Origin of the sequence: Methylopila sp. Yamaguchi, from assembly GCF_002897035.1 — a bacterium.
Taxonomy (GTDB): domain Bacteria; phylum Pseudomonadota; class Alphaproteobacteria; order Rhizobiales; family Methylopilaceae; genus Methylopila.
On the sequence record NZ_BAUX01000006.1, the window covers coordinates 91,371 to 116,945 of the forward strand.

The 25,575-nt window shown below is 66.8% G+C and carries 27 protein-coding genes and 1 tRNA gene; 17 read left to right on the forward strand and 11 right to left on the reverse strand.

Going from position 1 to position 25,575, the window contains the following annotated elements; all coding sequences use genetic code 11:
* The first annotated feature begins 11 nt into the window (after nt 1-11).
* Nucleotides 12-2,558, forward strand: coding sequence for a hypothetical protein (locus tag METY_RS08755; protein ID WP_103121007.1), 2,547 nt, complete (start codon nt 12-14; stop codon nt 2,556-2,558).
* 74 nt (nt 2,559-2,632) lie between these two features.
* Here METY_RS08755 and METY_RS21770 read toward each other — a convergent pair whose 3' ends face one another.
* Nucleotides 2,633-2,851, reverse strand: coding sequence for an ArsR family transcriptional regulator (locus METY_RS21770; RefSeq protein WP_146035693.1), 219 nt, complete (start codon nt 2,849-2,851; stop codon nt 2,633-2,635).
* A gap of 239 nt (nt 2,852-3,090) precedes the next feature.
* Between METY_RS21770 and METY_RS20840 the strand changes: the two genes are divergently transcribed.
* Nucleotides 3,091-4,047: a hypothetical protein gene (locus METY_RS20840; RefSeq protein WP_146035694.1), complete on the forward strand. Its 957-nt coding sequence runs from the start codon at nt 3,091-3,093 to the stop codon at nt 4,045-4,047.
* Here the strand turns inward: METY_RS20840 and METY_RS20845 are convergent.
* Nucleotides 4,025-4,726, reverse strand: a complete 702-nt coding sequence (locus METY_RS20845; RefSeq protein WP_146035695.1) for a hypothetical protein — start codon at nt 4,724-4,726, stop codon at nt 4,025-4,027. The genes METY_RS20840 and METY_RS20845 overlap by 23 nt on opposite strands.
* Before the next feature lie 3 nt (nt 4,727-4,729).
* The gene (locus METY_RS08780) at nt 4,730-5,203 is read right to left on the reverse strand and encodes a hypothetical protein (protein ID WP_146035696.1); all 474 of its coding nucleotides are present in this window, start codon (nt 5,201-5,203) and stop codon (nt 4,730-4,732) included.
* A gap of 741 nt (nt 5,204-5,944) precedes the next feature.
* Between METY_RS08780 and METY_RS08785 the strand changes: the two genes are divergently transcribed.
* The 3 genes from METY_RS08785 to METY_RS08795 all read left to right on the forward strand — a co-directional run bounded on the left by METY_RS08785 (nt 5,945) and on the right by METY_RS08795 (nt 7,161).
* A complete protein-coding gene (locus METY_RS08785) occupies nt 5,945-6,265 on the forward strand; it encodes a hypothetical protein (protein ID WP_146035697.1) in 321 nt (106 codons plus the stop codon).
* A gap of 183 nt (nt 6,266-6,448) precedes the next feature.
* Nucleotides 6,449-6,826, forward strand: a complete 378-nt coding sequence (locus METY_RS08790; protein WP_103121014.1) for a hypothetical protein — start codon at nt 6,449-6,451, stop codon at nt 6,824-6,826.
* Nucleotides 6,823-7,161 carry a hypothetical protein gene (locus METY_RS08795; protein WP_103121015.1) on the forward strand — a complete coding sequence of 113 codons (339 nt, stop codon included), beginning with the start codon at nt 6,823-6,825 and terminating at the stop codon, nt 7,159-7,161. Before METY_RS08790 ends, METY_RS08795 begins: the two co-directional genes overlap by 4 nt.
* A gap of 19 nt (nt 7,162-7,180) precedes the next feature.
* Here the strand turns inward: METY_RS08795 and METY_RS08800 are convergent, their stop codons facing one another.
* The 3 genes from METY_RS08800 to METY_RS08810 all read right to left on the reverse strand — a co-directional run bounded on the left by METY_RS08800 (nt 7,181) and on the right by METY_RS08810 (nt 10,071).
* The gene (locus tag METY_RS08800) at nt 7,181-7,909 is read right to left on the reverse strand and encodes a hypothetical protein (protein ID WP_146035698.1); all 729 of its coding nucleotides are present in this window, start codon (nt 7,907-7,909) and stop codon (nt 7,181-7,183) included.
* A gap of 177 nt (nt 7,910-8,086) precedes the next feature.
* Nucleotides 8,087-8,160, reverse strand: a tRNA-Gln gene (locus METY_RS08805).
* 222 nt (nt 8,161-8,382) lie between these two features.
* Nucleotides 8,383-10,071, reverse strand: a complete 1,689-nt coding sequence (locus METY_RS08810) for an L-lactate permease (RefSeq protein WP_103121017.1) — start codon at nt 10,069-10,071, stop codon at nt 8,383-8,385.
* Between the two features lie 287 nt (nt 10,072-10,358).
* On the opposite strand from METY_RS08810, the gene METY_RS08815 reads away from it, so the two are divergent.
* Together METY_RS08815 and METY_RS08820 are read left to right on the forward strand one after the other, a co-directional pair.
* A complete protein-coding gene (locus METY_RS08815; RefSeq protein ID WP_103121018.1) occupies nt 10,359-11,447 on the forward strand; it encodes a Ppx/GppA phosphatase family protein in 1,089 nt (362 codons plus the stop codon).
* Complete coding sequence (locus METY_RS08820) at nt 11,444-12,226, forward strand: RlmE family RNA methyltransferase (protein ID WP_200819634.1); 783 nt, start codon at nt 11,444-11,446, stop codon at nt 12,224-12,226. Before METY_RS08815 ends, METY_RS08820 begins: the two co-directional genes overlap by 4 nt.
* Before the next feature lie 107 nt (nt 12,227-12,333).
* On the opposite strand, the gene METY_RS08825 is transcribed toward METY_RS08820, so the two are convergent.
* A complete protein-coding gene (locus METY_RS08825; protein ID WP_103121019.1) occupies nt 12,334-12,873 on the reverse strand; it encodes a superoxide dismutase family protein in 540 nt (179 codons plus the stop codon).
* A 127-nt stretch (nt 12,874-13,000) separates the two neighbouring features.
* Here METY_RS08825 and METY_RS08830 point away from each other — a divergent pair, with 127 nt between their 5' ends.
* On the forward strand, nt 13,001-13,915 hold the full coding sequence (locus tag METY_RS08830; protein ID WP_103121020.1) for a UDP-3-O-acyl-N-acetylglucosamine deacetylase: 915 nt from the start codon (nt 13,001-13,003) through the stop codon (nt 13,913-13,915).
* Nucleotides 13,916-13,919: 4 nt separating this feature from the next.
* Here the strand turns inward: METY_RS08830 and METY_RS08835 are convergent, their stop codons facing one another.
* Nucleotides 13,920-15,368, reverse strand: a complete 1,449-nt coding sequence (locus tag METY_RS08835; RefSeq protein WP_103121021.1) for an MFS transporter — start codon at nt 15,366-15,368, stop codon at nt 13,920-13,922.
* 274 nt (nt 15,369-15,642) lie between these two features.
* Between METY_RS08835 and guaB the strand changes: the two genes are divergently transcribed.
* The 7 genes from guaB (at nt 15,643) to guaA (ending at nt 21,489) form a co-directional block, all read left to right on the forward strand.
* On the forward strand, nt 15,643-17,130 hold the full coding sequence (gene guaB / locus METY_RS08840) for an IMP dehydrogenase (protein WP_103121022.1): 1,488 nt from the start codon (nt 15,643-15,645) through the stop codon (nt 17,128-17,130).
* A gap of 35 nt (nt 17,131-17,165) precedes the next feature.
* A complete protein-coding gene (locus METY_RS08845) occupies nt 17,166-17,399 on the forward strand; it encodes a hypothetical protein (protein ID WP_103121023.1) in 234 nt (77 codons plus the stop codon).
* Nucleotides 17,396-17,818, forward strand: a complete 423-nt coding sequence (locus tag METY_RS08850; RefSeq protein ID WP_103121024.1) for a type II toxin-antitoxin system VapC family toxin — start codon at nt 17,396-17,398, stop codon at nt 17,816-17,818. Before METY_RS08845 ends, METY_RS08850 begins: the two co-directional genes overlap by 4 nt.
* Before the next feature lie 7 nt (nt 17,819-17,825).
* Entirely contained in the window at nt 17,826-18,245 is a 420-nt protein-coding gene (locus tag METY_RS08855) for an MAPEG family protein (RefSeq protein WP_103121025.1), read from the forward strand.
* Nucleotides 18,246-18,247: 2 nt separating this feature from the next.
* The gene (locus tag METY_RS08860; RefSeq protein WP_103121026.1) at nt 18,248-19,540 is read left to right on the forward strand and encodes an RsmB/NOP family class I SAM-dependent RNA methyltransferase; all 1,293 of its coding nucleotides are present in this window, start codon (nt 18,248-18,250) and stop codon (nt 19,538-19,540) included.
* Nucleotides 19,541-19,615: 75 nt separating this feature from the next.
* The gene (locus tag METY_RS08865) at nt 19,616-19,849 is read left to right on the forward strand and encodes a hypothetical protein (RefSeq protein WP_146035699.1); all 234 of its coding nucleotides are present in this window, start codon (nt 19,616-19,618) and stop codon (nt 19,847-19,849) included.
* Nucleotides 19,850-19,926: 77 nt separating this feature from the next.
* Nucleotides 19,927-21,489 (forward strand): glutamine-hydrolyzing GMP synthase, encoded by a 1,563-nt coding sequence (guaA, locus tag METY_RS08870; RefSeq protein WP_103121028.1) that lies wholly within the window; start codon nt 19,927-19,929, stop codon nt 21,487-21,489.
* Between the two features lie 441 nt (nt 21,490-21,930).
* Here the strand turns inward: guaA and METY_RS08875 are convergent, their stop codons facing one another.
* Nucleotides 21,931-22,656, reverse strand: coding sequence for an SDR family NAD(P)-dependent oxidoreductase (locus METY_RS08875; RefSeq protein WP_103121029.1), 726 nt, complete (start codon nt 22,654-22,656; stop codon nt 21,931-21,933).
* A gap of 96 nt (nt 22,657-22,752) precedes the next feature.
* Here METY_RS08875 and METY_RS08880 point away from each other — a divergent pair, with 96 nt between their 5' ends.
* A complete protein-coding gene (locus METY_RS08880) occupies nt 22,753-23,139 on the forward strand; it encodes a winged helix-turn-helix transcriptional regulator (protein ID WP_103121030.1) in 387 nt (128 codons plus the stop codon).
* Here METY_RS08880 and METY_RS08885 read toward each other — a convergent pair.
* Nucleotides 23,131-24,033: a LysR family transcriptional regulator gene (locus METY_RS08885; protein WP_244593573.1), complete on the reverse strand. Its 903-nt coding sequence runs from the start codon at nt 24,031-24,033 to the stop codon at nt 23,131-23,133. The genes METY_RS08880 and METY_RS08885 overlap by 9 nt on opposite strands.
* Before the next feature lie 114 nt (nt 24,034-24,147).
* On the opposite strand from METY_RS08885, the gene METY_RS08890 reads away from it, so the two are divergent.
* Nucleotides 24,148-24,744, forward strand: a complete 597-nt coding sequence (locus tag METY_RS08890) for a nuclear transport factor 2 family protein (protein WP_244593574.1) — start codon at nt 24,148-24,150, stop codon at nt 24,742-24,744.
* Between the two features lie 35 nt (nt 24,745-24,779).
* On the opposite strand, the gene METY_RS08895 is transcribed toward METY_RS08890, so the two are convergent.
* Nucleotides 24,780-25,574 (reverse strand): PIG-L deacetylase family protein, encoded by a 795-nt coding sequence (locus METY_RS08895; RefSeq protein ID WP_160147332.1) that lies wholly within the window; start codon nt 25,572-25,574, stop codon nt 24,780-24,782.
* Between the last annotated feature and the right edge of the window lies 1 nt (nt 25,575).

The following is a 25,575-nucleotide window of genomic DNA, read 5'->3' on the forward strand; positions in this document are numbered from 1 at the left end:
GAAATCAGGAATTGGCTACGGAAGAACAGCGCCTTCTCGTCCTCGTCGAAGCGCGCGTTGACGGGCTTGAAAAGCAGCTCAAGAAGGCGAACGACACGGCGCGGAGGAACTTCCGCGAGGTGGGCGACCACGCCGGCAGCGCCCGCAAGCGGATCGAGGGCGACACCCGCGCCGCCGCCGAGAACGCGAACAAGGCGCTGGCGACGATCGGCGCGAAGGGCATCGACTTCGGCAAGGGCTTCGCGGCCGGCGCGCTGGCGGGCGGGCTCGCCGCCGTCACGGCCGCCGCGAAGACCGCGATCAGCTCCGTCGCCGAGCTGAAGCGCGAAGCCGAGCGCGCGGGCGTCGGCACGGCCGCGTTCCAAGAGCTGTCCTTCGCCGCCCGTCAGTCCGGCGTCACCGTGGACGCCCTTACGGACGGGCTGAAGGAGATGAACCTTCGCGCCGACGAGTTCATTCTGACGGGCAAGGGCTCGGGCGCGGAGGCGTTCCAGCGCCTTGGCTACAACGCCGAAGACCTCAAGCGGAAGCTGAAGGACCCGGCGGCGCTGTTCGTCGAGATCATCGGGCGGCTGAAGCAGCTCGACGAGGCGGCGCGCATCCGCGTCGCCGACGAAGTGTTCGGCGGCACCGGCGGCGAGCAGTTCGTCCGCTTCGTCGATCAGGGCGCGGCGGGGCTCACGCGCCTGCGCGAGGAAGCCCGCGCGACCGGCGTCGTGATCAAGGATGACGTGGTCGACAAAGCCGTGGAGCTGGACCGGAAGTTTCAGAAGCTCGTCGACATCGTCAGCGGCAACTTCAAGAGCGGCGTCGTCGAGATCGCCGGCTATATCGAGGATTGGGCCTCGGGCGTCGGCAGCTTCATCAGCATGCTCGAAGGCGGGCTCGCGTCGATCGGCAACAGCGTCGTCTTCCGCAAACTGAACGATTGGTTTGGCGGCGATCCCGCCGCCGCGGGCATCACGATCATCCCCCAGGGCGAAGGCGCGGACGTCGGCAGGGCTGTCGGCTCGCGCTTCGCGACCGCTATCGGCGCGCTCGACAAGCTCGGCAAGTCCGCGCGCGAGGCGTCCGGCAAGCTCGACGACATCACGCTGCCGCCGCAGGGCATGCCCGTGGCGGGCGCGTCGCAGGCGAGTCCCTTCGCCAGTGGCGACGCCGTCTCGCAGTTCGTTCGCCGCGTCATCGCCGCCGAGAGCGGCGGCAAGGCGGACGCCAAGAACCCGAACAGCTCGGCGACCGGCGTCGGGCAGTTTGTGAAGGACACGTGGCTGCGCCTGTTCCGGGAGGCGTATCCGACCGAAGCGCGCACGATGGGCGAGAGCGCCATCCTCGAGCTGCGCAAGGACGCGGACATCTCGAAAAAGCTGATCGAGACCTATGCCGCCGAGAACGCCACGGCGCTCCGCAACGCCGGCCTCGCCGTCACGGAAGCCAATCTGCACCTCGCGCACTTCCTCGGCGCGGGCGGTGCCGTGAAGGCGCTGAAGGCCGACCCCCGCGCCTCGGCGCGCGCCGTGCTCGGCGACGCCGCTGCGAACGCCAATCCGACGATCATCGGCGGCGGCCGGTCGGTCGGCGACGTGCTGGCCTACGCCGATCGCCGGGCGAGCAGCACCCGCGTCGCGGCCGGCGACCGCACCGACGCCGAGAAGGAGTCCGAGCGGCAGGCGGCGGCCGTGAAGCGCGTGACGGAGGCGCTTGGGCTCGAAGCCGACCAACTCGGCAAGACGGCGCAGCAGCAGGCGCTTCTTCAGGCGCTTCAGCAGGCCGGCGTGTCGCTGAACAGCGCCGAGGGGCAGGCAATCCAGACGAAGGTGCAGCAGCTCTATGCGCTGAAGACCGCCCAGGAGAAGGTTGAGCAGTCCGCCGAAGCCGAGAAGCGCGCACGCGAGACACTGGCCGATATGGGCGCGAACGCCACGACCGGGATCATCTCCGACCTGCGGAACGGCGTGAGCGCCGCCGAGGCGTTCTCCAACGCCCTCGGACGGATTGCTGATCAATTGATCGAAATGGCCCTGAAGCAGATTTTCCAGAATGCGTTCGCCGCGCCGACCGGCGGCGCGGCCGGCGGGGGCGGGGTCGGCTTCCTCGGTTTCCTCGGCACCGTGCTCGGCTTCGCTGACGGCGGCGAGATCAAGGGGCCGGGCACCGGGACCTCGGACAGCATCGTCGCTCGCGTCAGCAACGGCGAGTTCGTGGTGCGCGAGCGCATGGTGCAGAAGCATCGGCCGCTTATCGAGGCTATCAACGCCGACAAGCTGCCGGCCTTCGCTACGGGCGGGCTCGTCGGCGGGGCAGGGGCGGCGGGCGTCATGCCGCTGCCGGCTCCTGTCGCGCCCCAGCCGATCAGTGGAGCGTCGCAGGCGGTCACTCAGGTGGTGAACATCTCGACGCCGATCACGGTCAACGGCGGCGGCGGCTCGCCTGAGCAGAACGACGAACTGGCGCGCCGGATCTCCAAGGAGTTCGAGGGCAACGTCCGCGGGATCGTCGCAAGCGAGTTGCGGACTCAGATGCGGCCGGGAAATATGTTGAACGTCAGCAGGCGCTAAAAGAAAACGGCTGGGCAATGCCCAGCCGTCAAATTTAATGTCATAAAGTAAAAGATTGGGTAAAAAAGTATAAATTACTTGAGATGATACGAAACCGCAGAGGGGGCAATGTCTAGCATCTCTGCAATCTCAGAGTTTTTGTAACCAGCCTTATGCGCTTCGCGAATGATTGCTATGCCGGCTTCAGTCAATCGGCCGCTATCCTTCTTCAGAAGGCCGACGATCATAGTTTTGTGCCTCATTGTCATTAGCATCTCCTCAGAGAACCGTTTAAACTCGCGCTCCGTCACCATCCGCGCCGGCCCCCAACCAAGGCGGAGATCACCATATGAGCCAAAAATGACCGATCAGCAAGCAAAAATGGTTCAGAAAAATAGAATTGCATGGCGGGGCTCTCAATCGTTCATTTCCCAAGGATTCCTGCCTATCGGCGCAGGCAGTATCTCGCAATTCTGAATTTCTGCCAATCGGCTAGACGAGTGCGCCAAAGCAGGCGCTGGACGCAAGGACTGGACGGCGCTGAAATGCGCGCATGAGCGACGCCGCACAACCGATGACCCGTGAGGAATTGAACGACTTACGGGGCTTGCTCGATGGCACCCGAGTTTTCAGACCGCCCCGCAAGTTGGATTTCGACCACGAGGCGTTGTTCGGCGCTTTGGGTCGGGTGGAGCTGAGCGTCTCTCCTATCCAACTCAAAGAAGGCCTCTTTCTTCAGAAGACCTTTGCCCATGTCTTTAGCGCGCCGATGGCGGCTTTCTCGCCGCCGCCGTTGAACCGCGGCCCGCACCCAGCACCGTGGGCGGTTGTGCATGGTCGAGGGGAAGCCGAAGACTTCGTGGCGGAGATCGTCCTTGAAGCAGGCGCAAAACCGCTTCCCTATGAGCGCCTCGAAACCGTCAGAATGGTAGCGGCGCTTATCCGACTTCTCGCCGCTCAGCCTGTCTTCGTCGCGTCCATCGCTCCGGTTTCTATGGGCGGAGGGGAAGCCCACAAGGCACATAATCCAATCTATGGCTTCGAGCGAACGCCGCACTGGCACTTTGGCGGCGTAACAATCGACGAAAAATACGCAGAATTGCTAAGGACGTTTCTCGATCCGACAAGCTTAATATTGAAAGATGACAGCGCTTATAGAGCCTTCGTCATGCTTGACGGGATTTGGTGGCTCCCCACTACGACAGCAATGATGGTCGCCATCTGGACATCCGTGGAAACGATGCTCAGGCCGGGACGCCGGGACGTGACCAAGCGCCTTGCAGATGGGGTGCGGCGTTACGTCGGGCAATCGAAGAGCGACGGCGACCGCCTGTATAATGAAACCGTGCGGCTCTACGAGTCTCGCGGCCAATCTGCGCATGCGGGTCGGTCGCCGGCTATTGAGGACGTCCATGCTTCATTTGTCATCGCGCATGACGTGATGCTTCGCGCCATGCATGAAGGCCAGCTCCCCGACCTCGATAACCTCACGCCCGTTTGGGCGACTTAATCTGCTCACCATCGGCGAGCAGATCGAAGGGCTTCCAAACGCCAGACGTTTCAAGGCGATCCGCGTAGGCGAGCAGCCGCCGCAGCTGACGGACGCGGTCTTCGTCGCCCGCGAGCCGATCCAGCGATGGCATCTTGGCGGCGATGTCCTTGGGCTTCGGTTCGTCCTTCGTGTCGATCCGAAGCCTCTCGCGCGTCGCCCACGCACGCACGATGTCGATCTGGCTTCCTCTAGTTTTGACGAGGAACTGCGAGCATCCCTTCGCCGCGGCAGCGTGCATCAACTGCATACGGCGCGCCTTCGCCTCCGTGTTCACGCGACCGGCCATGAGCATCTCGCGCCCGGCGAGGGCAGCATAGGGCTTAGGAGCACGGGCCTTCTCGGCGGCGCGTCGGTCGGCGCGCTCGTCTGCGTGTTTCCTTTTGCGGCGCGCCTCGCGATCCCCATCGAGGGTCGCCCGCGCGTCGAAGACAGCAGACTTCGCCTCTTCCTGCGCGTCGCGCTCTTCCGTCTCTTCGAGCGCGGCGTTGACTTCAGCCCCGGACAGATTTCGGACAGCACCCGGCGACGCCATCGCATCAATGCGAGCGCGCTGCGCTCGATCAGCCTCTTCGCCGATCCGGTTGAGATCGGCGAGGAGGTTGTCGAGAAACGGATCGGCGGGCGAGCCGGACGTCACTGATCAGGCGGCCTTCTTCGGCAGGTGCATGGCGGCCTTGTCTGAGATTTCGCGTGCGATCTGCCGGGCGCGGTGAACGCCGACACTCCAACGCTTGTCGCCGGACGTGATCACAACCGCCGGGCCGTGACGCTCAATCGTAAGGAAGTCACCGTCCTCAGACAGGTCGGCGAGCGCACCTCCCTTGGTGGCGATCCTCTCGACGTTCACAGCGAAGGCGGCGGCAAGCGAAGCCGGGACTTCGATGCCCGAGCCGTCCAGCAGCGCGAACCGCGTCGGCACGCCGGCTGCGTCGAGATCAATAAAGACGCCGGGATCGGGCTCTTCGCCAAAGGTCGCCTTGTGATCGGCGTCGATCAACTCGGCGAGATAGGCGGCAAGCGGAAGGCCGCGGTGACGAGCGAGGCGGCGGGCGCGTTCCCCGACCTCCGGGGAGACATTTGCAGACGTGTATTTAGCCATGAGGGTTCCTTTCATCTAACCGCAACAATCGTAGTGGCTATTTGGAAGATAGGCAAGGAATATTTCCGTAGCGGACAGATTTCGGACAGCACCAAAGCGAGGGTGGGCGATGGCTTGGCGCAAGCCGGGCGGACAGATTTCGGACAGCACGCGCGACGGTGGGTCGCCGTTTCCTTAACAGGATCAACGGATCGGTGCTGTCCGAAATCTGTCCTGATTTCCGTTAAGAAAGAGAAGGAAGAAAAAGGAAGGAAGAGAAGAAAGGTTGGCGACGGCTGAGCCGTCGCCCTCGCTCAACAGTTTCGTCGCCGGGAAGGGCAGGCTCGTTCCCTGTCCCGGCTCCTGTGGGCTTCCCTCGCCCGCACCGGCGCCGTGCAGGCCTTCCGTCATCCCCGTCCCGGCGTCATGAAGCGCCCAGCTCTGACGGAGGAACGTCCGGCACCGACGTGCCTCGACGTGACTCAGGCGTGGCCGTGGGCGCCGATTCCACGCCCTCCGGCTACCCCATGCCGCCCTCAACGAAGAACGGCTCTCACGGGCCGCCTGAGTCCGTTCTGGGGCCTGCGCTCCTAGCTTGTCATGAGGCCGGTCGCCGACGGCCTTCGCCCTGCGTCAGCCTGACGCGGACGCAGCCTCGACCCGCTCGCTATAACGAAATCAAACCGGTCTAAATCGCTCGCCTCTCAAGTAATTGAGAAGCAAATGATCAATCAAATTTGATTGATGCATCCGTATTTATGCTTATGTGATGCAGAATTGACGAAGACCGCGAACGGTCTCAAACGGGTCGCGTCAACCGCACATCGGGGAAAACGAGTGCCAATGCATAGGGAATATCAGGCCGACGACCGCTACGATGCGCTCGTCGACGCGATCATGGACCTTGAACCCGATCCCATTCACGGCTTCGTCGACCGAGATCAGATCAAAATCATGCTCGCCGAGCACGGCATCTTTCCGCTTCGGATGGCGATCCCGATCATCGAAGACGAAGCGCGCGACCGCGAGATTGAGCTTCGGCGCGGCTATGTCGAGCGGCCGGTCAGCATGCCGGCGCCGGTGGACGCAATGGTGTAGCGGCCACAACCTCCGGTAAGCAAAAGTTCCATGACTTCCTAGTGGCGTCTCCTCGCTTCGTTTGAGATCGTCACTTCGAGCCCGTCGAGCGGCGGGGATCAAGCAAAGCCAAGCACTGAAAGACACGGGCGAAGCCATTCCTCTTTGCCCGTGAACGACACTTCGCGCCTTGAAAGGGCAGATATGAAGAAGATGGACAAGGAAATTGCTGCATTGGTCGAGCAGCTCATTGAGCAGCACAACTCGCTTATCACCACGCTTCAGGACGAGGCGCTTCCCGAGGGCCGGGTGCGTGAATTTGTTCACCGCTACAACCTGAATGCGGCAAACTTTCGCGAGCAGCTCGCCTACCAGACCGGGGCGATCGAATACTACATCGGCGAGCGATCGGATCGCTGGCAGGAAAGCGAGCGCGGGCAGGCATATCAAGCGTGGCACGACGAACTCGACAATCAGCCGCTCGACGAGATCGACATGGACGACCTCGATGAGTTTGACCCCAAGGGACTTCAGGAGATCGACACCTACGAATTTCCTTGGAGCGTGGAGCAGTTCCTATGAGCGCGACGCTTCCGACCGCTGCGTTCCTCACCGAGTGCGATCCGCCGATGCGCGAGGCGCTTCTTTGTGCGCACGCGGAACGCGTCTATCGCGACGCGGCCCGTGCTCTCGCGCCCCGGCGGGGCAATCTCCCGGCAACCGATACGCGCCACGATCTGATCTGGCGGGAGCGGCTTGACCGACAGTTGGTCCGCCGCCGGCTGCATCGGCTCTATGAGCGGGCCGATGCCTTCGGCGTGAACGTCGGGCAGCCTCCGCATCGCCCAGTTCAAGAGCAGGTGGCCGCAATGCCTAGGGACGATCTTGAGCAATTGCTTGAAGACCTAGCCGTCTGATCTCACAGAGACGCCCGCCCTAACCGGCGGGCGTTTTTGCTTCCGTTAGAACACGCTCCACCCGCTCTGCTCGATACGTATCGCGCTGGTGGATTAAGTCTTTGATCGTCTTAGAGACATCCGCGGGCAGCGGAACGTGGTTCCATCCGATTTTTTTTCCGAGACGGTCGAGGAACGCTTCGGCTTCCAGAACCATTCGTGCCGCATGGTCATCGATATGACCCATGGCGCCCAAAGGCCCTTCGTGCTTCCAGGTATCCGACGCATCGTAGTTGATCTTTGATACGCGGCGTCCGAAATCATAAAGGGTGAAAGCTTCGTCGTGATCGATCTCTGAGAGTAATCTGAAATCACCTAGAGCAGCCGGGGGCTTTGGCATCTTTTCCATGCCAGTCCCGTTCCCGCGTTGGGACCAATCTTCGTAGGCGTCCTTGTTAAACAAGATTGAGCGGGCGCAGTCGTCCCGAAATGCTTCCATCTGGATGAAGACCGTTATCCGCTTGGCCTGAAGGTCACGCGCCGCGTCGTCCGCGCGTTGGCGCTCTTCGCGGCCGAGTTGCCATTGAACCGTGCGCCAAGCGACAAGCGCCGCGAACAGCGCGGCCGTCATCGCCAGCAGGCCCGCCGCAAGCTCGTCGCGCCCCGCCCAAATCGCATGCCCTACGGCCTGCGGCACAAACGCGAGAATGCCGCCAAATGTGAGCCCCACGAATGCGCGGCCTATCTCAGCGAATACGCGTGCAGGCATTGCGCCAACCCTGATACGGCGGCCCGCCCGCTGTCACGGGGTGGTCCGATTGTCCGGGGGCGGAACATACAAGCGATGACAGCCCGCGTCATTCCGCGCGTAGCACCCGGCAAAGTGCTACGACCAAGCCCAAAAGCGCAGGTTGAAAATCATTATAATTCAGTGACTTAGGAGAAGTGGCTGGGGGACCTGGATTCGAACCAGGACTGACCGAGTCAGAGTCGGTAGTTCTACCGTTAAACTATCCCCCACCGTGCGGTCCGTCGCCGAGGCGCGGGCGCTGCGAGCGCCCGTGGTAGGAGGGCGTCGCCGTGGTGCGCCCCCTTTAGCGGGTTCGGGCGGGGCGGGCAAGGGCTTCGCGCGGGAAAGAGCTTCGGCGCGCGAACCGCGCGTCATTCCACCGCTCGAAACGAAAAGCCCCGGCGGGCGCAAGGCCGGCCGGGGCTTCGGGGCGATACGCCGTGGGTCGCGGCTCAGGGCGCGCCGATCACCATGTGCGTGAACGGCGGGAGATAGGCCTGCGCCATGATGAGGAGGCCCATCAGGCTCGCCAGCGCCAGCGAGTGCAGGAAGACGTAGCGCAGGATGTCGCCCTCGTGGCCGTACCAGCGCGTCGCGGTCGAGGCGACGACGATAGACTGGGCGTCGATCATCTTGCCCATGACGCCGCCCGAGGAGTTCGCGGCGGCCATCAGCGTCGGCGACAGGCCGAGCTGCTCCGCCGAGATCTTCTGCAGGGACCCGAACAGCACGTTCGAGGACGTGTCCGAGCCGGTCAGCGCCACGCCGAGCCAGCCCAGGAACGTGCCGAAGAACGGGTAGAGCCAGCCGGTCTGCGCGAAGGCGAGGCCGAGCGTGGCGTCGACGCCGGAGTAGCGGGTGACGAAGCCGAGCGAGAGCATCGCCGCGATGGTGAGCAGCGAGAACCGCACGAGAACCAGCGTCTTCCAGTAGGTCTTCAGCATCGCGAGGGGCGAGAAGCCCATCACGAAGCCGGCGATGATCGACGACAGGAAGATGCCGCTGCCGGTCGCCGACAGCCAGTTCAGGTTGTAGACGGCGGCCTCCGGCTTCGGCGCAGGCACCACTGGGGGCACGCGCTGGATCAGCTGGTCGACGTGGGCGACGGGGAACTTCAGGATCGAGATTCCGTCGAGGAACGCCTTCACCTGCGGGATGCCCCAGCAGAACACCACCACGGAGAGAATCAGCCAGGGGATCCAGGCCTTGACGACGTCGCCGCGCGGATGCGTGGGCGCCACATGCGCGCCACCGCCGCCGCCGGCCCGGCCGATCGAACCGCCGCCGCCGGCGAGCGCCGGCGCCGCGCCGTCGGCCGAGGTCCAAATCTGCCGCGGCTTCCAGACGCGCAGGAACAGCGTGAGCGCCAGGATCGAGGCGATCGCCGCCACGACGTCGACCAGCCACGGGCCGTGGTAGTTCGAGACGAGATACTGCGGGATAGCGAAGGTCACGCCCGCGATCAGGATCGCCGGCCAGATCTGCGCCATGCCGCGGAAGCCGGCGAAGGCTGCGATCAACCAGAACGGTACGAGGATCGAGAAGAACGGCAGCTGGCGGCCGATCATCGCCGACAGGTCGAGCAGCGGGAGCCCGGTGACGGCGGCGAGCGCGATCACGGGCGTGCCGAGCGCGCCGAAAGCGACGGGCGCGGTGTTCGCGATCAGCGAAAGACCGGAGGCGGCGAGCGGCGAGAAGCCGAGGCCGATCAGGATCGCGCCGGTGACAGCGACGGGCGTGCCGAAGCCGGCCGCGCCTTCGAAGAAGGCTCCGAAGGAGAAGGCGATCAGCAGAAGCTGCAGCCGGCGGTCATCGGTGATGCCCGCGATCGAGTCCTGCAGGATCTTGAAATAGCCTTTCTCGTTCGTGAGTTGGTAGAGAAAGATGATGTTGAGGATGATCCAGCCGATCGGGAGCAGGCCGTAGGCTGCGCCGTAGAGCGCCGTCATGCCCGCCTTGTCGGCCGGCATGCCGTGCGCGAACACGGCGATCAGCAGCGCGGCGGCCAGGCCGGCGAGCGCCGCGGTGTGCGCCTTCATATGGAAGACGCCGATGCCGGCCAGCAGCACGACGATCGGAATGGCGGCGACGATCGTCGAGATGACCGCGTTGCCGAACGGGTCGTAGACTTGAGACCACATAAGCGGTGGCTCCCCCTTTAACGGTTCGCGGCCGGTCGCGGGCGCGCCGGCCGTCGTTCTTCACGTTTGCGTGGGAGAAGGTATCCGAGTCTGTTGGGCGGCTGACCACGAAGGCGGACCGGCGCCCCTAGACTTTCGTCGGATCCTCGGGCGTCGGCGGTCGGTCCAGGCCTTCGCCTTGCGGGGCTGTGATCGACTGCTATGCTTGAGCTCAACGAGGGTGCTCAACAGCGGCCACGACTCGCCAGGGGCGTCGCTCCAGGCTGGAGGCGGCCCGAAGGACGGATTTGGTGGCCGAGCAGGTCGCGTCGCTCGGCGGCGCAGAACGAACGACCGGACGGCCGGCGACGGTGGACGACGCCGTCAGGCCAGCGACGCCGGTCTACGCCGCGCTTGATCTCGGCACGAACAACTGCCGTTTGCTTGTCGCCCGCCCGGACCGCGACGGCGGGTTCCGCGTTGTCGACAGCTTCTCGCGCATCGTGCGCCTGGGAGAGGGCCTCGCCCACACCGGTCGGCTGTGCGACGAGGCGATCACCCGCGCGGTCTCGGCGCTCGGAGTCTGCCGCGATAAGATGACCGCGCGCGGGGTGTCTCGCGCCCGTCTGATCACGACCGAGGCGTGCCGCCAGGCGGACAACGGCGAGACGTTCCTTAAGCGGGTCCATGACGAGACCGGGCTCGATCTCGAGATCATCGATCGGGCGACTGAGGCGCGCCTCGCGGCCGCCGGCTGCGCCTCGCTCGCGGATCCCGCCGCCGGCGGCGTCATTCTGTTCGACATCGGCGGCGGCTCGTCCGAGGTTGTGTGGCTCGAGCGCAAGCGTGGCGGCGGGCCCGGCGCCTTGGCGATGCGGGCCTGGGTGTCGCTGCCGGTCGGCGTCGTCACGCTGGCTGAGCGCTACGGCGGCGTGAAGGTCACGACCGATGTGTTCGAAAACATGGTGGGAGAGGTCGGGCGGCTGCTCGAGTCCTTCCCCGAGCGCGAGACGCTTGCGGCCTCGCTCAGCGACGTGCACCTGCTCGGCACCTCCGGCACCGTCACCACCATCGCCGGCGTGCATCTCGGCTTGCCGCGCTACGAGCGGAGGCTGGTGGACGGGCAGTGGATGGCGTCGACCGACGTCACCCGCGTCGTCGAATCGCTGCGCGAGATGTCGTACGACCAGCGCTGCCAGAACCCCTGCATCGGACCCGACCGCGCGGACCTCGTGCTCGCGGGCTGCGCGGTGCTCGAGGGCATCCGGCGCGCCTTTCCCGTGGCGCGGCTGCGCGTCGCCGACCGGGGGTTAAGAGAAGGAATACTCGTGGAGTTGATGCGCGAAGACGGCGTCTGGCGCCGTCGCGGCTCCCGCCGGCGGGGTCGCCGCGGATGAGCGTCGCGGGCAAAGGCGGCGGCAAGGGCGGCGGGTCCGGCAAGAGCGGCGCCGGCAAGGGCGGCTCGGGCGGCGGGGGCGGCGGCGCCCGCAGCATGGGGGTGCGCGTCCACACCGCGCGCAAGCGCAGCCACGCCTCGACGCTGTGGCTCAACCGGCAGCTGAACGACCCCTACGTGCAGGCGGCGAAACGGGATGGATACCGCTCCCGGGCGGCGTTCAAACTGCTGGAGATCGACGACCGGCATCGCCTGCTGAAACCGGGGCAGAAGATCGTCGATCTCGGAGCGGCTCCAGGCGGCTGGAGTCAGATCGCCGCGGCCCGCATCGGCGCGGCCGAGGGCCGGGGCAAGATCGTCGCGATCGATCTCCTTGAAATGGAGCCCATCCCCGGCGTCGATTTCATGGTGCTCGACTTCCTCGACGACGCCGCGCCTGACAACTTGAAGGCGAGGCTCGGCGGCAAGGCCGACGTCGTTTTGTCTGACATGGCGGCTAACACCGTCGGCCACCAGCGCACCGATCACCTGCGGATCATCGGCCTCGTCGAGGCCGCGGCGGCCTTCGCGAGCGAGATCCTCGCGCCCGGGGGCGCCTTCCTGGCGAAGGTGTTCCAAGGCGGAACGGAAGGCGATCTGCTGGCCGCGCTGAAGCGCGATTTCGCCAAGGTGCAGCACGTTAAGCCGCCGGCGAGCCGCAAGGACTCGTCGGAGCTCTACGTCATGGCCACCGGCTTCCGTGGGCGAAGCCACGAGAAGACGGAGGCGGAAGGGGACTGAGCGTCATGCCCCGGTTTATCCGGGGCATGACGCGAGGACCTTCAGAAAAAGCGGCGGGGTCTAGGTTAGCGCGCCCGTTGTTCAGCTGGCGCCCGCAGTCGCCGCTCCTACTTCACCGCCGCGCAGGCGATCCGGGCGCCCGCGCCGCCGATCGGCTGCGAGATGTGGTCGTCTTTCTCGGCGTGGATGATGAAGGCGCTGCCGTCGGCGTCCTTAAGCTCGTCGAGCTTGATCAGGCCGGTGTAAAGGGCGGCTTGGGCCGAGCCGTCCGATAGCACGATCAGGTTCGGCAGGTCTCCGGGCTCGGGGCCGTTCGGGTTGAGCAGGCCGTGCTTGCCCTCGGCGTGGCCGGCGTGAGAGCCGGACTTCTTGTATTCGCCGACGTCGGAGCAGTCGCCGGTGGCGTGGAAGTGCATGCCGTGCTTGCCCGCGGGCAAGCCTCCCGCGACGATCGCGACGTCCATCAGCACGCCCTTAGGCGCGGCGGTCAGGCTGAGGTCGCCGATCTTCTTGCCGTCCTTGCCCTGGATCTCGTAGGTCTCGGCCTTCGGCGCCTCGGCCTTGGGCGTCTCAGGCGTCTGGGCCAGCGCGGCGAGCGGCGCGACCGCGAGCGCTCCGGCGAGCAGCATGGGGAGAGGACGGATCATCGGTGGCCTCCTGTCAGCTTAGAGCGTTGCAGCGCCGAGGTCGGCGCCCGTCTCGCACGGCCAATCCCCTCAGCTCCGCATTGGTTCCCTTTTACGCCGCCGACGGCGTTCCCAGAGGCGTGAGCCGATGACGGCGTTCGGCCTGCCGCGAAGCGCCGCGACGCTCGGCGCCGCGTTCGAATGCGCGGGCGAGGGCATCCACACCGGCGTCCGCTCCGAGGTGCGCGTCACGCCGGCCGCGGCCGGGCAGGGGATCGTCTTCCGCCGCGCCGCTGGATCAAGGGTCGCCGAGATTCCAGCGCTCTGGACCAACCGTCGGTCCCGCCCGCTGTGCACCGCGCTGCAGGTGGGCGAGGGCCCCCTGGTGCGCACCGTCGAGCATCTGCTTGCGGCGCTGACGGCGATGCGGATCGACGACGCCGTCGTCGAGATCGCGGGCGAGGAGCTTCCGATCTTCGACGGCAGCGCAGCGCCGTGGTGCGCGCTGATCCGCACTGCTGGCCGCGTCGAACACGACGCGCCCCGGCGCTACCTGCGGGCGCTAAAACCCGTCGAGCACGTCAACGGCATGCGGCGGCTCAGGATCGAGCCGGCCGACGCGCATCTCCTGTCGGTCCACATCGAGCTCAACCATTTCGGCCCGCTGGACTGGTGCGGGCCGGTGACGCCGGAAACCTTCGAGCGTGAGCTCGCGCCGTCCCGCAGCTTCGGCCGGGTCACCTGGACGATCCCGGCGAAGATTCGCGGTCTCTGGCCGTTCGGCGAGCCGTTGCTGCGCGGCGCCACCACGAAGAACACCGCGGCGCTCTGGAAGAACACTGCGATCGGCGGCCTGCGCATGCCGGACGAGCCGGTGCGCCACCGCGCGCTCGACCTCGTCGGAGACCTCGCGCTCGCAGGCCTCCCCCTGCTCGGGCGCGTGACGGCCGCCCATCCCGGCCACGAGCACAACTACGCGCTTCTGGCGGCGCTGATGAGCGACCCGACCGCTTGGGACGTGGTGACGCTCGACGAGGACGGGGCGCCGCGGGCCGCGGGCTGAGCGTTCAGCCGCGGTCGCGCGCTGCGGAGACCGGATCGGGGGCCGGCGGGCGGTGGCCGGAGACCTCGTCGCCGGCGTCGGGCGACAGCCTGGCGAAAATGAGCGCCGCCGTCGCCGAGATGACGCCTATCAGCAGGAACGCCGTGGGGAAGTCGGCCGCCGCGAGCTCGTGGCCGCCGCGCCAAGCCATCGCGCCTTCGAGCGCCATGGCGCCGGAGGTCACGCCAAAGGACAGCGACACCTGCTGCGCGACGCTCGTCAGGCTGGTGGCGCGGCTCATGCGCGCCTGATCGATGTCGGCGTAGCCCAGCGCGTTGACGCCCGTGAACTCCAGCGACCGGAAAAAGCCGCCGACCAGCAGCGCGGCGAGCATCACCAGCGTCGGCGTCGTCGGCGTGAACAGCGCGGGCGCCGTCATGAACGTCGCGGCGATGAGAGCGTTCGCGGTCAGCGTCGCGCGGAAGCCGAAGCGTTGCAGGATTGGCTTCGCCGCGAACTTCATGAACAGCGCTCCGAGCGCCGAGGCGAAGGTGAGAAGCCCGGATTCGAACGCGGTGAGGCCGAAGCCGATCTGCAGCATCAGCGGCAGCAGGAAGGGCGCCGCGCCGATGCCGATGCGGAACAGCGAGCCTCCGAGGATCGCGATCCGGAACGTCGGGATTCGGAAAAGCTCGAGGTCGAGGATAGGGTGTTCGGCGCGCCGGGCATGGAACAGGTAGGCCGTCAGCGAAGCGCAGCCCGCGAGGAAGATCGCGACCACCAGCGGCTTCGGCAGCACGTCGAGGCCGAGCGTCGTCGAGCCGGTCACGAAGGCCGCGAGCCCGAAGCCCGACAGCACGAAGCCGAGCGCGTCGAACGGCGTGCGCTCCTCCGCCTTCACGTCGGGGATGTAGAGCGTGGCGAGCACGAAACCGACCGCGGCGATGGGGAGATTGATCCAGAAGATCCACCGCCAGGAGAAATAGGTCGTGATGAAGCCGCCGACCGGCGGCCCGACGACCGGCCCGATCAGCGCGGGGATGGTCAGCCAGGCGAGCGAGCCGACGAGCTCGGACTTCGGAACGGTGCGCAGAATCACGAGCCGCCCGACCGGCACCATCATGGCGCCGCCGAGCCCCTGCACGATCCGTGAGCCCACGATCTCGGCCATCGAACTCGACAGCCCGGCGAGCGCCGAGCCGAGCGCGAACACCGCGATCGCGGTGCGGAACACGAGCCGCGCGCCGAGCCGATCCGCAAGCCAGCCCGAGACCGGGATGAACACCGCGAGGCTCAGCAGGTAGGAGGTCAGGGCGAGCTTCAGGTCGATCGGGCTCTCGTTCAGCTCGCGCGCGATCACGGGCAACGCCGTCGAGAGCACCGTCGAGTCGAGGTTCTCCATGAACAGCGCGCAGGCCACGATCAGGGGAACGAGGATGCGGCTGGGAATGGCGGCGGGGGCGCGGGGCTGCATGGGATCGCTCTGGGAGAACGGCCGCAGGACGGCGGCCGCGCGCCCTTGAAGCGCGAAGCGATCAAACGTTCAACCCGCGCGCGCGTCGGGTCTGCCGCGCGCGTTCCTCGCCCGGCGACGCTCCGCTCTGCGCCGCCGTCATTTGCGCGCGGCATGGGTCGTGCTAAACGTCCGCGCCACTTCCCCCAACCCGCGTCCTCACGGACGCGACGCAGCGGGGCCGGGCGCCGACGGACGGCTCCCGGGCGCTTCGGCGCACACGAGGAGGTTTGGCATGGCGCGCATCGAAGACGTACTCGCCCGTGAGGCGCTCACCTTCGACGACGTGCTGTTGCGGCCGGGCCTCTCCGAGGTCATGCCGGGCGAGGTCGATCTCCGCTCGCGCGTCACCAAGACCATCAGCCTCAACATTCCGATCATGTCCTCCGCCATGGACACGGTGACGGAGGCGCGGCTCGCGATCGCCATGGCGCAGGCCGGCGGCATCGGCGTGATCCACCGCAACCTCGAGCCCGAGGAGCAGGCGGCTCATGTGCGGCAGGTGAAGAAGTTCGAGAGCGGCATGGTCGTGAACCCGGTCACGATCGCGCCGGACGCCACGCTCGCTGAAGCCTTCGAGCTCATGGCCCGCAACGGCATCTCCGGCATTCCGGTCGTCGAAGGCTCCGGTCGGTCCGGGAAGCTCGTCGGCATCCTGACCAACCGCGACGTGCGCTTCGCCACCAACATGCGCCAGCCGATCTCCGAGCTGATGACGAAGGAGAACCTCGTCACGGTGCGCGACGGCGTCAGCCAGGACGAAGCCAAGCGTCTGCTGCACCACCATCGCATCGAAAAGCTGCTGGTCGTCGACGACGCCTATCACTGCGTCGGCCTGATCACGGTGAAGGACATCGAGAAGGCGGTCGCGAACCCCAACGCCAACAAGGACGCCCAGGGCCGCCTGCGCGTGGCGGCCGCGACCACCGTCGGCGACAAGGGCTTCGATCGCGCCCAGGCGCTGATCGACGCCGGCTGCGACCTGATCGTGGTCGACACCGCGCATGGGCATTCCCAGCACGTGCTGGACGTCGTCGCCCGGATCAAGCGCCTCTCCAACGAGGTGCAGATCGTCGCCGGGAACGTCGCGACCGGCGCCGCCACCAAGGCGCTGATCGACGCCGGCGCGGACGCGATCAAGGTCGGCATCGGGCCGGGCTCTATCTGCACCACCCGCATCGTCGCCGGCGTCGGCGTGCCGCAGCTCACCGCGATCATGGAGTCGGTCGAGGCGGCGAAGGCGCAGGATATTCCGGTCATCGCCGACGGCGGCATCAAGTACTCGGGCGATCTCGCCAAGGCGATCGCCGCCGGCGCCGACGTCGCCATGGTCGGCTCGCTGCTGGCCGGCACCGACGAGGCGCCCGGCGAGGTGTTCCTCTGGCAGGGCCGCTCCTACAAGTCCTATCGCGGCATGGGCTCGGTCGGCGCTATGGCTCAGGGGTCGGCCGACCGCTACTTCCAGGCGGAGGTGAACGACCGCCTGAAGCTCGTGCCCGAGGGCATCGAGGGCCAGGTGCCCTACAAGGGCCCGGTCGGCGCCGTGCTGCACCAGCTCGCCGGCGGCCTGCGCGCCGCCATGGGCTACGTCGGCGCCGCCACTGTGCCCGACCTGCACGAGAAGGCCGAGTTCGTCCGCATCTCCGGCGCCTCGCTCCGCGAGAGCCACGTCCACGACGTGACGATCACCCGCGAAAGCCCGAACTATCCCAGCATGGTGTAGTCTCGGGTCTTTCGAAGCTGACCGGAGACGTGGCGATGGCGGACATCACGATCACGAACGTCGATGACGCGGCCGTCCAGAAGATGCTGGAGCATGCGGCGCGTACGGGTCGGACTCTGGACGCGGTCGCACGGGACGTTCTGCTGAAGGCGCTGCACGCTGCGCCTTCAGAGCGACTTGCGGCCGCCGACCGCGTGCGTGCGATGACGCCGGCGCCGCTCCTTACCGACGCCACTGAGATGGTGCGCGAGGATCGCGATCGACGATGAGCCTCATCGTCGACGCGAGCGTCGTGGTCAAATGGTATGTCGACGAAGTCCGAAGCGCGGAGGCGAGGCGTCTTCTGGCTGGCGACGATCTGCTCGCCGCCCCCGCGCATGTTGAAGCCGAGGTCGGTCAGGTGCTTCGCCGACGCGTGCAGTCTCACGAAATATCCATCGCGCAAGCGCTCGCCGCCGTGGAGCTCTTGCAGGACACCCTGGTCCTGATCCCGATCTCCGGGCTGATGCCGGCGGCGATCGAAATGGCCTGCGGAGCTGGCGTTTCCGTCTACGACTCGCTCTATGTCGCCGCCGCGCTGACATGGGGGGCGCCGCTCGCGACTGACGACGGCAAACTGATCGCTGCGATCGAGCGATCGCCCTTCGCGGGCCGCGTCGCCTTCCATCGGCTCAACGCTTTCGGCTGACGCATACATGACCATCCAAGCCGTCCTGGCGCCGCTGTTCGCGCAGGTGCTCCTCACCTTCGGGCTTCTGCTCTGGATGGCGCAGACGCGGTTCACCGCCGCGCGCGCCGGGCAGGTGACGCCGACCAAGGGCTCCCCCCGCACCTTCGGTTGGCCGGAGAAGGCGCAGAAGGTCGCCGACAGCTACCACAACCAGCTCGAACTCCCCGTCTTCTTCTACGTGCTGGTGATCCTCGCCCTGATCACCAAGGAAGCCGACCTGCTGTTCGTCGCGATGTCCTGGGCCTTCGTCGTCTCGCGCTACGCCCACGCCTATGTCCACACCGGGCGGAACAGGCTGATGACGCGCTTCCGCTGCTACCTCGTCGGCGCGCTCGTCCTGCTCGCCATGTGGGCGATCTTCGCCATCCGCATTCTGGCTTCCTGACCATGACCCCCGCCGCCCACGCCGCCGCCGCGATCGACGTCCTCGCAGAGATCGAGACCCGCCATCGTCCTGTGGCCTCTGCGCTGAAGGACTGGGGCTCGGCCCATCGCTTCGCAGGCTCAGGCGACCGCGCGCGCATCGCGAGCCTGGTCTACGACGCGCTGCGCCGCCGCTCGTCGCTCGCCTGGCGGATGGGCGCGGAGACGCCGCGCGCGCTGGTCCTCGGCGCGCTGGCCTTCGTGCGAAGGACGCCCGTCAACGACCTTGCCGCGGCCTTTGCGGCGAGCCCCCATGCGCCGGAGCCGCCGACCGAGGCCGAGCGCGCCGCGATGGCCGCCGCGACGCTCGACGGAGCGCCGGCGCATGTGCGCGGCGACTATCCTGAGTGGCTCGACGCCGGCTTCGCCCGCGTCTTCGGCGAGGAGCGGGCGGAGGAGGGCGCGGCCCTGGCCGAGCGCGCTCCCCTCGACCTGCGCGTCAACGCCCTCAAGGGGGATCGGGCCAAGGCGGAGCGCGCGCTCGCCCACTGGAAGGCCGCGCCGACGCCGCTGTCGCCCTTCGGCCTGCGCGTGCCGCTCACCGACGACGGCCGCGGCCCGCCGGTGCAGTCGGAGCCCGCGCATCTGAAGGGTCTGGTCGAGGTCCAGGACGAAGGCTCGCAGCTCGCGGCGCTGGTCGCGGGCGCGGCGCCGGGCATGCAGGTCGTGGATTTCTGCGCCGGCGCCGGCGGCAAGACGCTCGCGCTCGCCGCGACCATGGACAACCGCGGTCAGATCTACGCCCACGACAACGACGTCCGCCGGCTCAAGCCGCTGCACGAACGGGCGGAGCGGGCGGGCGTGCGCAACATGCAGGTGCGCGCTCCCCGCGGGGACACGGACGTGCTGGCCGATCTCGCCGATCGCGCCGACCTCGTGCTGGTCGACGCGCCCTGCACCGGCGCCGGCACCTGGCGCCGCAACCCAGACGCCAAATGGCGGCTGAAGCCCGCGGCGCTCGAGGCGCGCATCGCCGAACAGGACGCGGTGCTCGCCGCCGCCGCGCCGCTGGTGAAGCCGGGCGGCCGTCTCGTCTACGTCACCTGCTCGGTGCTTTCGGCGGAGAACGAAGACCGCCTTGCGGCCTTTCGGGCGCGGTTCCCCGCGTTCCGTCCGGTCCCGGCCGTCGAGGCCGCGGTCTCGGCCGGACTGCCCGCCCTTGGCGCCTTCGCGACCGCCAGCGGCGACGCCCTGCTGCTCGGTCCCCGCCGGTCTGGCACCGACGGCTTTTTCGTCGCCGTGCTGACGCGGGGTTGACCGGTTTACGCGTCGATCCATCTCCGCTAGACGACGCCGGCCGCGGCTGGTCGTCAGCAGGGGCAGGTGGAGACCATGCGGACTATGGGCAACGTGCTGAAGATCTTCGCCCTGCTGATCCTCGCGGCGGGCGGGTATTTCGCGTGGTACGCCGCTTACGCGCCGAACCCTAACGACCAGATCGGCCTCGCCATCACGCGCTGGATGCCGGCTCCGATCCGCGACTGGGGCTGCGGCAAGCTCAATGAGCGGTTCCCGAACCAGGCGCCGACGGAATGCAGCGCGGCGGCGCAGAGCACGTCGATCTGACAAGCTGCGCGTAATTTTCGCGGGCGTCATGCCGCCTGCGCCGTTGCCGCGGTTGAGGCGGCGATGTAGGCAAGCGCATGATCGCAGACCCCTCCCACGACCGCATCCTCATCATCGACTTCGGGTCGCAGGTGACGCAGCTCATCGCGCGCCGCGTGCGCGAGACCGGCGTCTATTGCGAGATCGTCCCGTTCAACACGGCCGCCGAGGTCTTCCCGACCTTCGGCGCCAAGGGCGTCATCCTGTCCGGCGGCCCGGCGTCGGTCGCGGACATGGGCACGCCGCGCGCGCCGCAGGCGGTGTTCGAGAGCGGTCTGCCGGTGCTCGGCATCTGCTACGGGCAGATGACCATGGCGGAGCAGCTCGGCGGCGTGGTCGAGAGCGGGCACCATCGTGAGTTTGGCCGCGCCGACCTCAACGTGGTCGCGCCGTCCAAGCTCTTCACCGGCGTCTGGGAGGCCCAGAGCCGCAACCAGGTGTGGATGAGCCACGGCGACCGCATCACGCAGATGCCGCAGGGCTTCCGGATCGTGGGCGTGTCGGAGAACGCGCCGTTTGCGGCGATCGCGGACGAATCCCGGCACTACTACGGCCTGATGTTCCACCCCGAGGTGGTCCACACGCCCGAAGGCGGCAAGCTGCTCGCAAACTTCGTGCGCGACATCTGCGGCTGCGTCGGCGACTGGTCGATGGCGGCCTATCGCGAGGAGGCGATCGCCAAGATCCGGGAGCAGGTCGGCAAGGGCCGAGTGATCTGCGGCCTCTCCGGCGGCGTCGACTCGGCCGTCGCGGCGGTTCTGATCCACGAGGCGATCGGCGACCAGCTCACCTGCGTGTTCGTGGATCACGGCCTGATGCGCAAGGCCGAGGCGGAGGAGGTCGTGAACCTGTTCCGCGGGCACTACAACATCCCGCTCGTGCACGTTGACGCCGGCGACACCTTCCTGTCGGCGCTCGAGGGCGAGCACGACCCCGAGACCAAGCGCAAGACCATCGGCCGGCTGTTCGTCGAGGTGTTTGAGGCGGAGGCCAAGAAGATCGGCGGCGCCGACTTCCTGGCCCAGGGCACCCTCTATCCCGACGTCATCGAGAGCGTGTCGTTCTCCGGCGGACCCTCGGTCACGATCAAGTCGCACCACAACGTCGGCGGCCTGCCCGAGCGCATGAACATGCAGCTCGTCGAGCCGCTGCGGGAGCTGTTCAAGGACGAGGTTCGCGCGCTCGGCAAGGAGCTCGGCCTGCCCGACGCCTTCGTCGGCCGCCACCCGTTCCCGGGCCCGGGCCTCGCGATCCGCTGCCCCGGCGACATCACCCGCGAGAAGCTCGACATCCTCCGCGAGGCGGACGCGATCTATCTCGAGGAGATCCGCAAGGCCGGGCTCTACGACAAGATCTGGCAGGCCTTCGCGGTGCTGCTGCCGGTGAAGACCGTCGGCGTGATGGGCGACGGCCGCACCTACGAATACGTGCTGGCGCTCCGCGCGGTGACGTCCGTCGACGGCATGACGGCGGACTTCTACCCCTACGACATGAACTTCCTCGGCCGGGCCGCCACCCGGATCATCAACGAGGTCCGCGGCGTCAACCGGGTCGTCTACGACGTCACGTCGAAGCCGCCGGGCACGATCGAATGGGAGTAATTTTGGCTGCCTGTGCGCCGCATTAGCTTACAGTAGCGAACGCGGCGGCGCTCGCGTTTCGCGGGACCGGCTTACGGCAGGGGCGGTTTTGTCCTCCGCCAAGACATCACGACCGTCAGCGGCACAGTAGCTCCTGACGGCGATTTAGCTGATCGAGACGGGCTGTAAGTTCGGGGCGAGCAGCGCGTCTTCGCGCCGCTGCGCCACGGGACGCCGGGCCCTCAGATCGGACCGGAGCGGAGAGAGCTCGGCTGTCACGGCGAGTCTGAAAACGCCGGCGTGGGATCATCCACCTTTCAAAAATCTTCGCCGGCGGCCCGAAGAGGCTCGGAGAGCTCGACGGGCGGGCGCTCCGATTCCTGAGCGGTGGACCCCGGCGGCGAAGCGTAGGGCCCTCGGCGCGGTCAGCCGGCGAGGGCGGCGCTCTCCGTTCCGCGCGGATCAGACCTGGGCCATGCCGCCGTCGACCGGCAGTTCGGCCCCGGTGACGAAGCTGCTCTCGTCGCTGGCGAGGAACAGCGCGGCCGAGGCCACTTCGTCGGCGCGCGCCATACGGCCGAGCGGGATCAGCTTCGTCAACGTCTCGCGCACCTCATCGGAGACGGCCGCCATCATGGCGGTGTCGGTCGGTCCGGGCGCCACGACGTTGACGCGGATGTTGCGGGGCGCCAGCTCGTTGGCCCAGGTCCGCGCGAACGAGCGCACGGCGGCCTTGGTCGCACCGTAAACGCCATAGCCCCTCGTGCCGATCGCGTCGGCGATCGAGCCCACCAACACGATCGAGCCGCCGTCCGGCATGATCGCCGTGGCGGCCTTGGCGGCGAACAGGAGCGCGCGCACGTTGAGATCGAAGGTCCGGTCGAAATGATCTTCGCTGACCTGATCGAGGGGCGCGAACTCGGAGACGCCGGCGTTGACGGCGAGCACGTCCACCCGTCCGGCCTCGCGGCTCGCCGCGTCGAAGAAGGCGGCGAGCGCCGTCAGGTCGGCGGCGTCGAGGCGGCGCGCGCGCACCCTGCCGGCTCCAACCTCCACCTCGCCCTCTTCGGCGCGACGACTGGTGGCGTAGACTGTGGCGCCTTCGGCCGCGAACCGCTCCGCGATGGCGCCGCCGATGCCGCCATGGCCGCCGATCACGACGGCGATCTTTCCTGAGAGCCTGCTCATATGTCCTCACATCATCGGTGATGACGAGGAAGTATCGATTGCATATCTAATCACAAGAAGGCACCGGGTGGTGCGTAGATATCGAGGCGTATACCCATGGCCAAGGATGTGCTCGCGCTGCCGCTCGATGTCGCCGCGACGCGGCCCATCCTCGAACACATCGCCAACAAGTGGACTGTACTGATCTTGAGCGTGCTCTGCACGCGGCCGGCGCGGTTCAAAGACCTCAAGCGCCGGCTCGACGGCATCACCCACAAGGCATTGTCCGAGGCGCTGAAGCGTCTGGAGCGCAACGGCCTTATCAGCCGCAAAGTGCTCCCGACTCAGCCGATCGGCGTCGAGTACGCCATCACCGATCTCGGCTGCTCGCTCCGCGAACCCTTCGCCGCCCTCTACACGTGGTCGCTCGCCAACGGCTCCGCGATGGAGAGCGCGCAGTCCGCCTACGACGCATCGAGACGAAACGGGGACAACTCAATATAACGTTGCGAATATTCGCTCAGCCATGAAGTCGATGAAGGCGCGCACTTTCGGGGCGCGCGCCGACATCGCAGGCCAGACAAGCGAAACACTGCCACGGTCCTCAGTGTAATCCGCGAGGATGGCCTGAAGACGTCCCGCCGCGATGTCGTCCCGCACGAGATAGCTTGGCGCCTGAATGATCCCCAATCCGCTCAGCGCGGCGGATGCGAGCGCCTCGCCGTCGTTCAAGATGATGGCGGGCTTGATCGGCTTCGTCAGGCGTGAAGGCTTGAACGCCCAGACCTCCGGCCGTCCGGTCGTGGGGAACCGGTAATGGACGCAGCAATGCTTATGGAGGTCTGCGGGATCCTGAGGGATCCCGTGTTGTGCGAGATAGGCAGGCGAGGCGCACGTGATGAAGGTATGGGGGCCAATCCTTCGCGCGCTCAGCGTCGAATCGTCCAGTTCGCCAAGTCGTAGCACCACGTCGTAGCCGCCCTCGATGATGTCGACCTTCACGTCGTCAAGACTGATGTCGGTCGTCACGTCGGGGAAACGGATCTGAAAATCGCGAAGCGCAGGCATGACGACCTTGCGTCCGATCACCGTGGGCACGCTTATCTTGAGCCGGCCCCGCGGCGCTTTATGGAAAAGATGAAGTTCCTGCTCGGCGTCTTGCAGGTCTTTCAAGATCCGCACGACATAGCGGTGCAGGACGTCGCCTTCGCCGGTGACGGCAAGCGATCGGGTCGTGCGGTTCAGCAGGCGCAGGCCGAGGCGCGTTTCAAGTCGCTCCACCGCCTTGCCGACGGCTGACGCAGACAGCCCCAGCTTCCTCCCTGCGGCCGCGAAACTGCCGGTCTCCACGGCGGCTGAAAACGCGACGAGGCCGCTGAGGGACTCGATTGAAAGCATTGCCGACATAATGTCCGGGATATTCCGACGGATATCCCCATTCCGTCAATCGCAGCCAACATCCAAGATTAGAGCAAGACCCCGCTGCGAGACAGGCCCACGGCGCCAAGCCGCGTGGCGAGCCGCGAACATCGAGCGGGGCGCGGCGATTTCGATGCCGCTGTTCCAAGCAACGCCCGAAAGGAGAAACCTGTGATGTGCACTGAAGCGCGCGCTCTTGAGCGGAAGTCGTCGACCACCGAACCCGCGTCGACGTCGTCGCCTTTGGCGGCGCTGCGTTCGATCTTGTCGAACCCGACCGATCTTGACTTCGTCGAGCAGTTTACGACGGACGACTTCGTCTACGTGTCGCTCAACTATGACAATCCGGAACTAAGGCGGATCATGCCCTGGGCCGGAACCAACGAAGGCACGAAGGGGCTGGTTCAGACTTTCCTCGACGTCGGCCGCTATTGGACCGTCAACGACTTCCAGATCCAGGACAGCTTTGAAAACAAGGACGGCGCGGCGATCTTCGGCTACTTCACTTACACCTCGACCCTTTTGGGCAAGACGGTGACCTCGCCCTTCGCCGTTCTGGCGCGTGGCGAAAACGGCAAGCTGTCCTACGTGCAGTTCATGGAAGATACCTTCGCGACCGTCCGCAGTTTCAGGGAGAGCGGCGAGTATCTTATCAAAGCAAGTCCCTACGGGCACGCGACCAGCGTCTGAGATCAAGGTCCGGCAGGTAGAAGGCCCCCGAACGCTTAGCTTAAAACAGGCCAGAAGCGCTCCGCCGGTCCCCTCAGGCCGCCCCGGTCGAGCGCGAAGGCGCGGACCGCGCTTCGGAAGTCGTCCGTGAAGCGGAAGATCACCGGGATCTGGCTTCGATAGCAGGCGATGGCGTCCAGCCTCGGCTCGATGGCGGCTCCGATTGGAACGAGCACCGGCTCCGCTACGTGGTCGCGAACGGCGTCAAGCCGTCGATCGACGCCCTCCGGCGTGTGGATGGCGTAGGGGCAATCCTCGTAGGCGAAAACCTCCACACCGCGCCGGGCGAGCCGGCGCCCCGCTTCAAAGACGAGCTGATGGTCCACGTGAGAGCCTATGCCTAAGGGCACGAAAACCCGATCGCCGTCACGCCATTCGGGCAGCTGGGTCAGTTCGTCGGCCAGAACCTCTCCAAGCTCTTCCTCCTCGGCGTGCAGGCGACCGAAGAGCTCCTGGTCCGAGGTGTAGCGGTCGCCGCGGTAGATCGCGTCGGGGAGGCCCAGCCACCGCGCTTCGCAGCCGAGCGTCTTCGCGGCGGCGGCGTCCTCGGCCCGTCGCGTCGACAACACGCTGTCAGGCTCCTCGAGCCGCCACCGGGCGTGCTTCCAGGCGGCGAACTCGCCCACCATCGCGTCCACGAGTTCGCTTGCAAAGACGGTCACCATCCGTGGCGCCCACCCCCGCTCCGCGAGAGCGGCGACCACGCCGCCGCACGACAAAGGCACATCGTCGTAGTGGGGGCTCACGAACAGGCTGCGTGCTTGCAGGAGATCGACTGCTGCGGCTGTCATA

Coding starts and splice junctions, on each gene's coding strand:
- METY_RS08795 (WP_103121015.1), top strand. CDS start 6,823: ATGAGCGCGACGCTTCCGACCGCTGCGTTCCTCACCGAGTGCGATCCG.
- METY_RS08810 (WP_103121017.1), bottom strand. CDS start 10,071: ATGTGGTCTCAAGTCTACGACCCGTTCGGCAACGCGGTCATCTCGACG.
- guaA (WP_103121028.1), top strand. CDS start 19,927: ATGATCGCAGACCCCTCCCACGACCGCATCCTCATCATCGACTTCGGG.
- METY_RS08835 (WP_103121021.1), bottom strand. CDS start 15,368: ATGCAGCCCCGCGCCCCCGCCGCCATTCCCAGCCGCATCCTCGTTCCC.
- METY_RS08790 (WP_103121014.1), top strand. CDS start 6,449: ATGAAGAAGATGGACAAGGAAATTGCTGCATTGGTCGAGCAGCTCATT.
- METY_RS08855 (WP_103121025.1), top strand. CDS start 17,826: ATGACCATCCAAGCCGTCCTGGCGCCGCTGTTCGCGCAGGTGCTCCTC.
- METY_RS08885 (WP_244593573.1), bottom strand. CDS start 24,033: ATGCTTTCAATCGAGTCCCTCAGCGGCCTCGTCGCGTTTTCAGCCGCC.
- METY_RS20840 (WP_146035694.1), top strand. CDS start 3,091: ATGAGCGACGCCGCACAACCGATGACCCGTGAGGAATTGAACGACTTA.
- METY_RS08780 (WP_146035696.1), bottom strand. CDS start 5,203: ATGAAAGGAACCCTCATGGCTAAATACACGTCTGCAAATGTCTCCCCG.
- METY_RS08860 (WP_103121026.1), top strand. CDS start 18,248: ATGACCCCCGCCGCCCACGCCGCCGCCGCGATCGACGTCCTCGCAGAG.
- guaB (WP_103121022.1), top strand. CDS start 15,643: ATGGCGCGCATCGAAGACGTACTCGCCCGTGAGGCGCTCACCTTCGAC.
- METY_RS08865 (WP_146035699.1), top strand. CDS start 19,616: ATGCGGACTATGGGCAACGTGCTGAAGATCTTCGCCCTGCTGATCCTC.
- METY_RS08800 (WP_146035698.1), bottom strand. CDS start 7,909: ATGCCTGCACGCGTATTCGCTGAGATAGGCCGCGCATTCGTGGGGCTC.
- METY_RS08820 (WP_200819634.1), top strand. CDS start 11,444: ATGAGCGTCGCGGGCAAAGGCGGCGGCAAGGGCGGCGGGTCCGGCAAG.
- METY_RS08850 (WP_103121024.1), top strand. CDS start 17,396: ATGAGCCTCATCGTCGACGCGAGCGTCGTGGTCAAATGGTATGTCGAC.
- METY_RS21770 (WP_146035693.1), bottom strand. CDS start 2,851: ATGGTGACGGAGCGCGAGTTTAAACGGTTCTCTGAGGAGATGCTAATG.
- METY_RS08845 (WP_103121023.1), top strand. CDS start 17,166: ATGGCGGACATCACGATCACGAACGTCGATGACGCGGCCGTCCAGAAG.
- METY_RS08825 (WP_103121019.1), bottom strand. CDS start 12,873: ATGATCCGTCCTCTCCCCATGCTGCTCGCCGGAGCGCTCGCGGTCGCG.
- METY_RS08875 (WP_103121029.1), bottom strand. CDS start 22,656: ATGAGCAGGCTCTCAGGAAAGATCGCCGTCGTGATCGGCGGCCATGGC.
- METY_RS08880 (WP_103121030.1), top strand. CDS start 22,753: ATGGCCAAGGATGTGCTCGCGCTGCCGCTCGATGTCGCCGCGACGCGG.
- METY_RS08830 (WP_103121020.1), top strand. CDS start 13,001: ATGACGGCGTTCGGCCTGCCGCGAAGCGCCGCGACGCTCGGCGCCGCG.
- METY_RS08895 (WP_160147332.1), bottom strand. CDS start 25,574: ATGACAGCCGCAGCAGTCGATCTCCTGCAAGCACGCAGCCTGTTCGTG.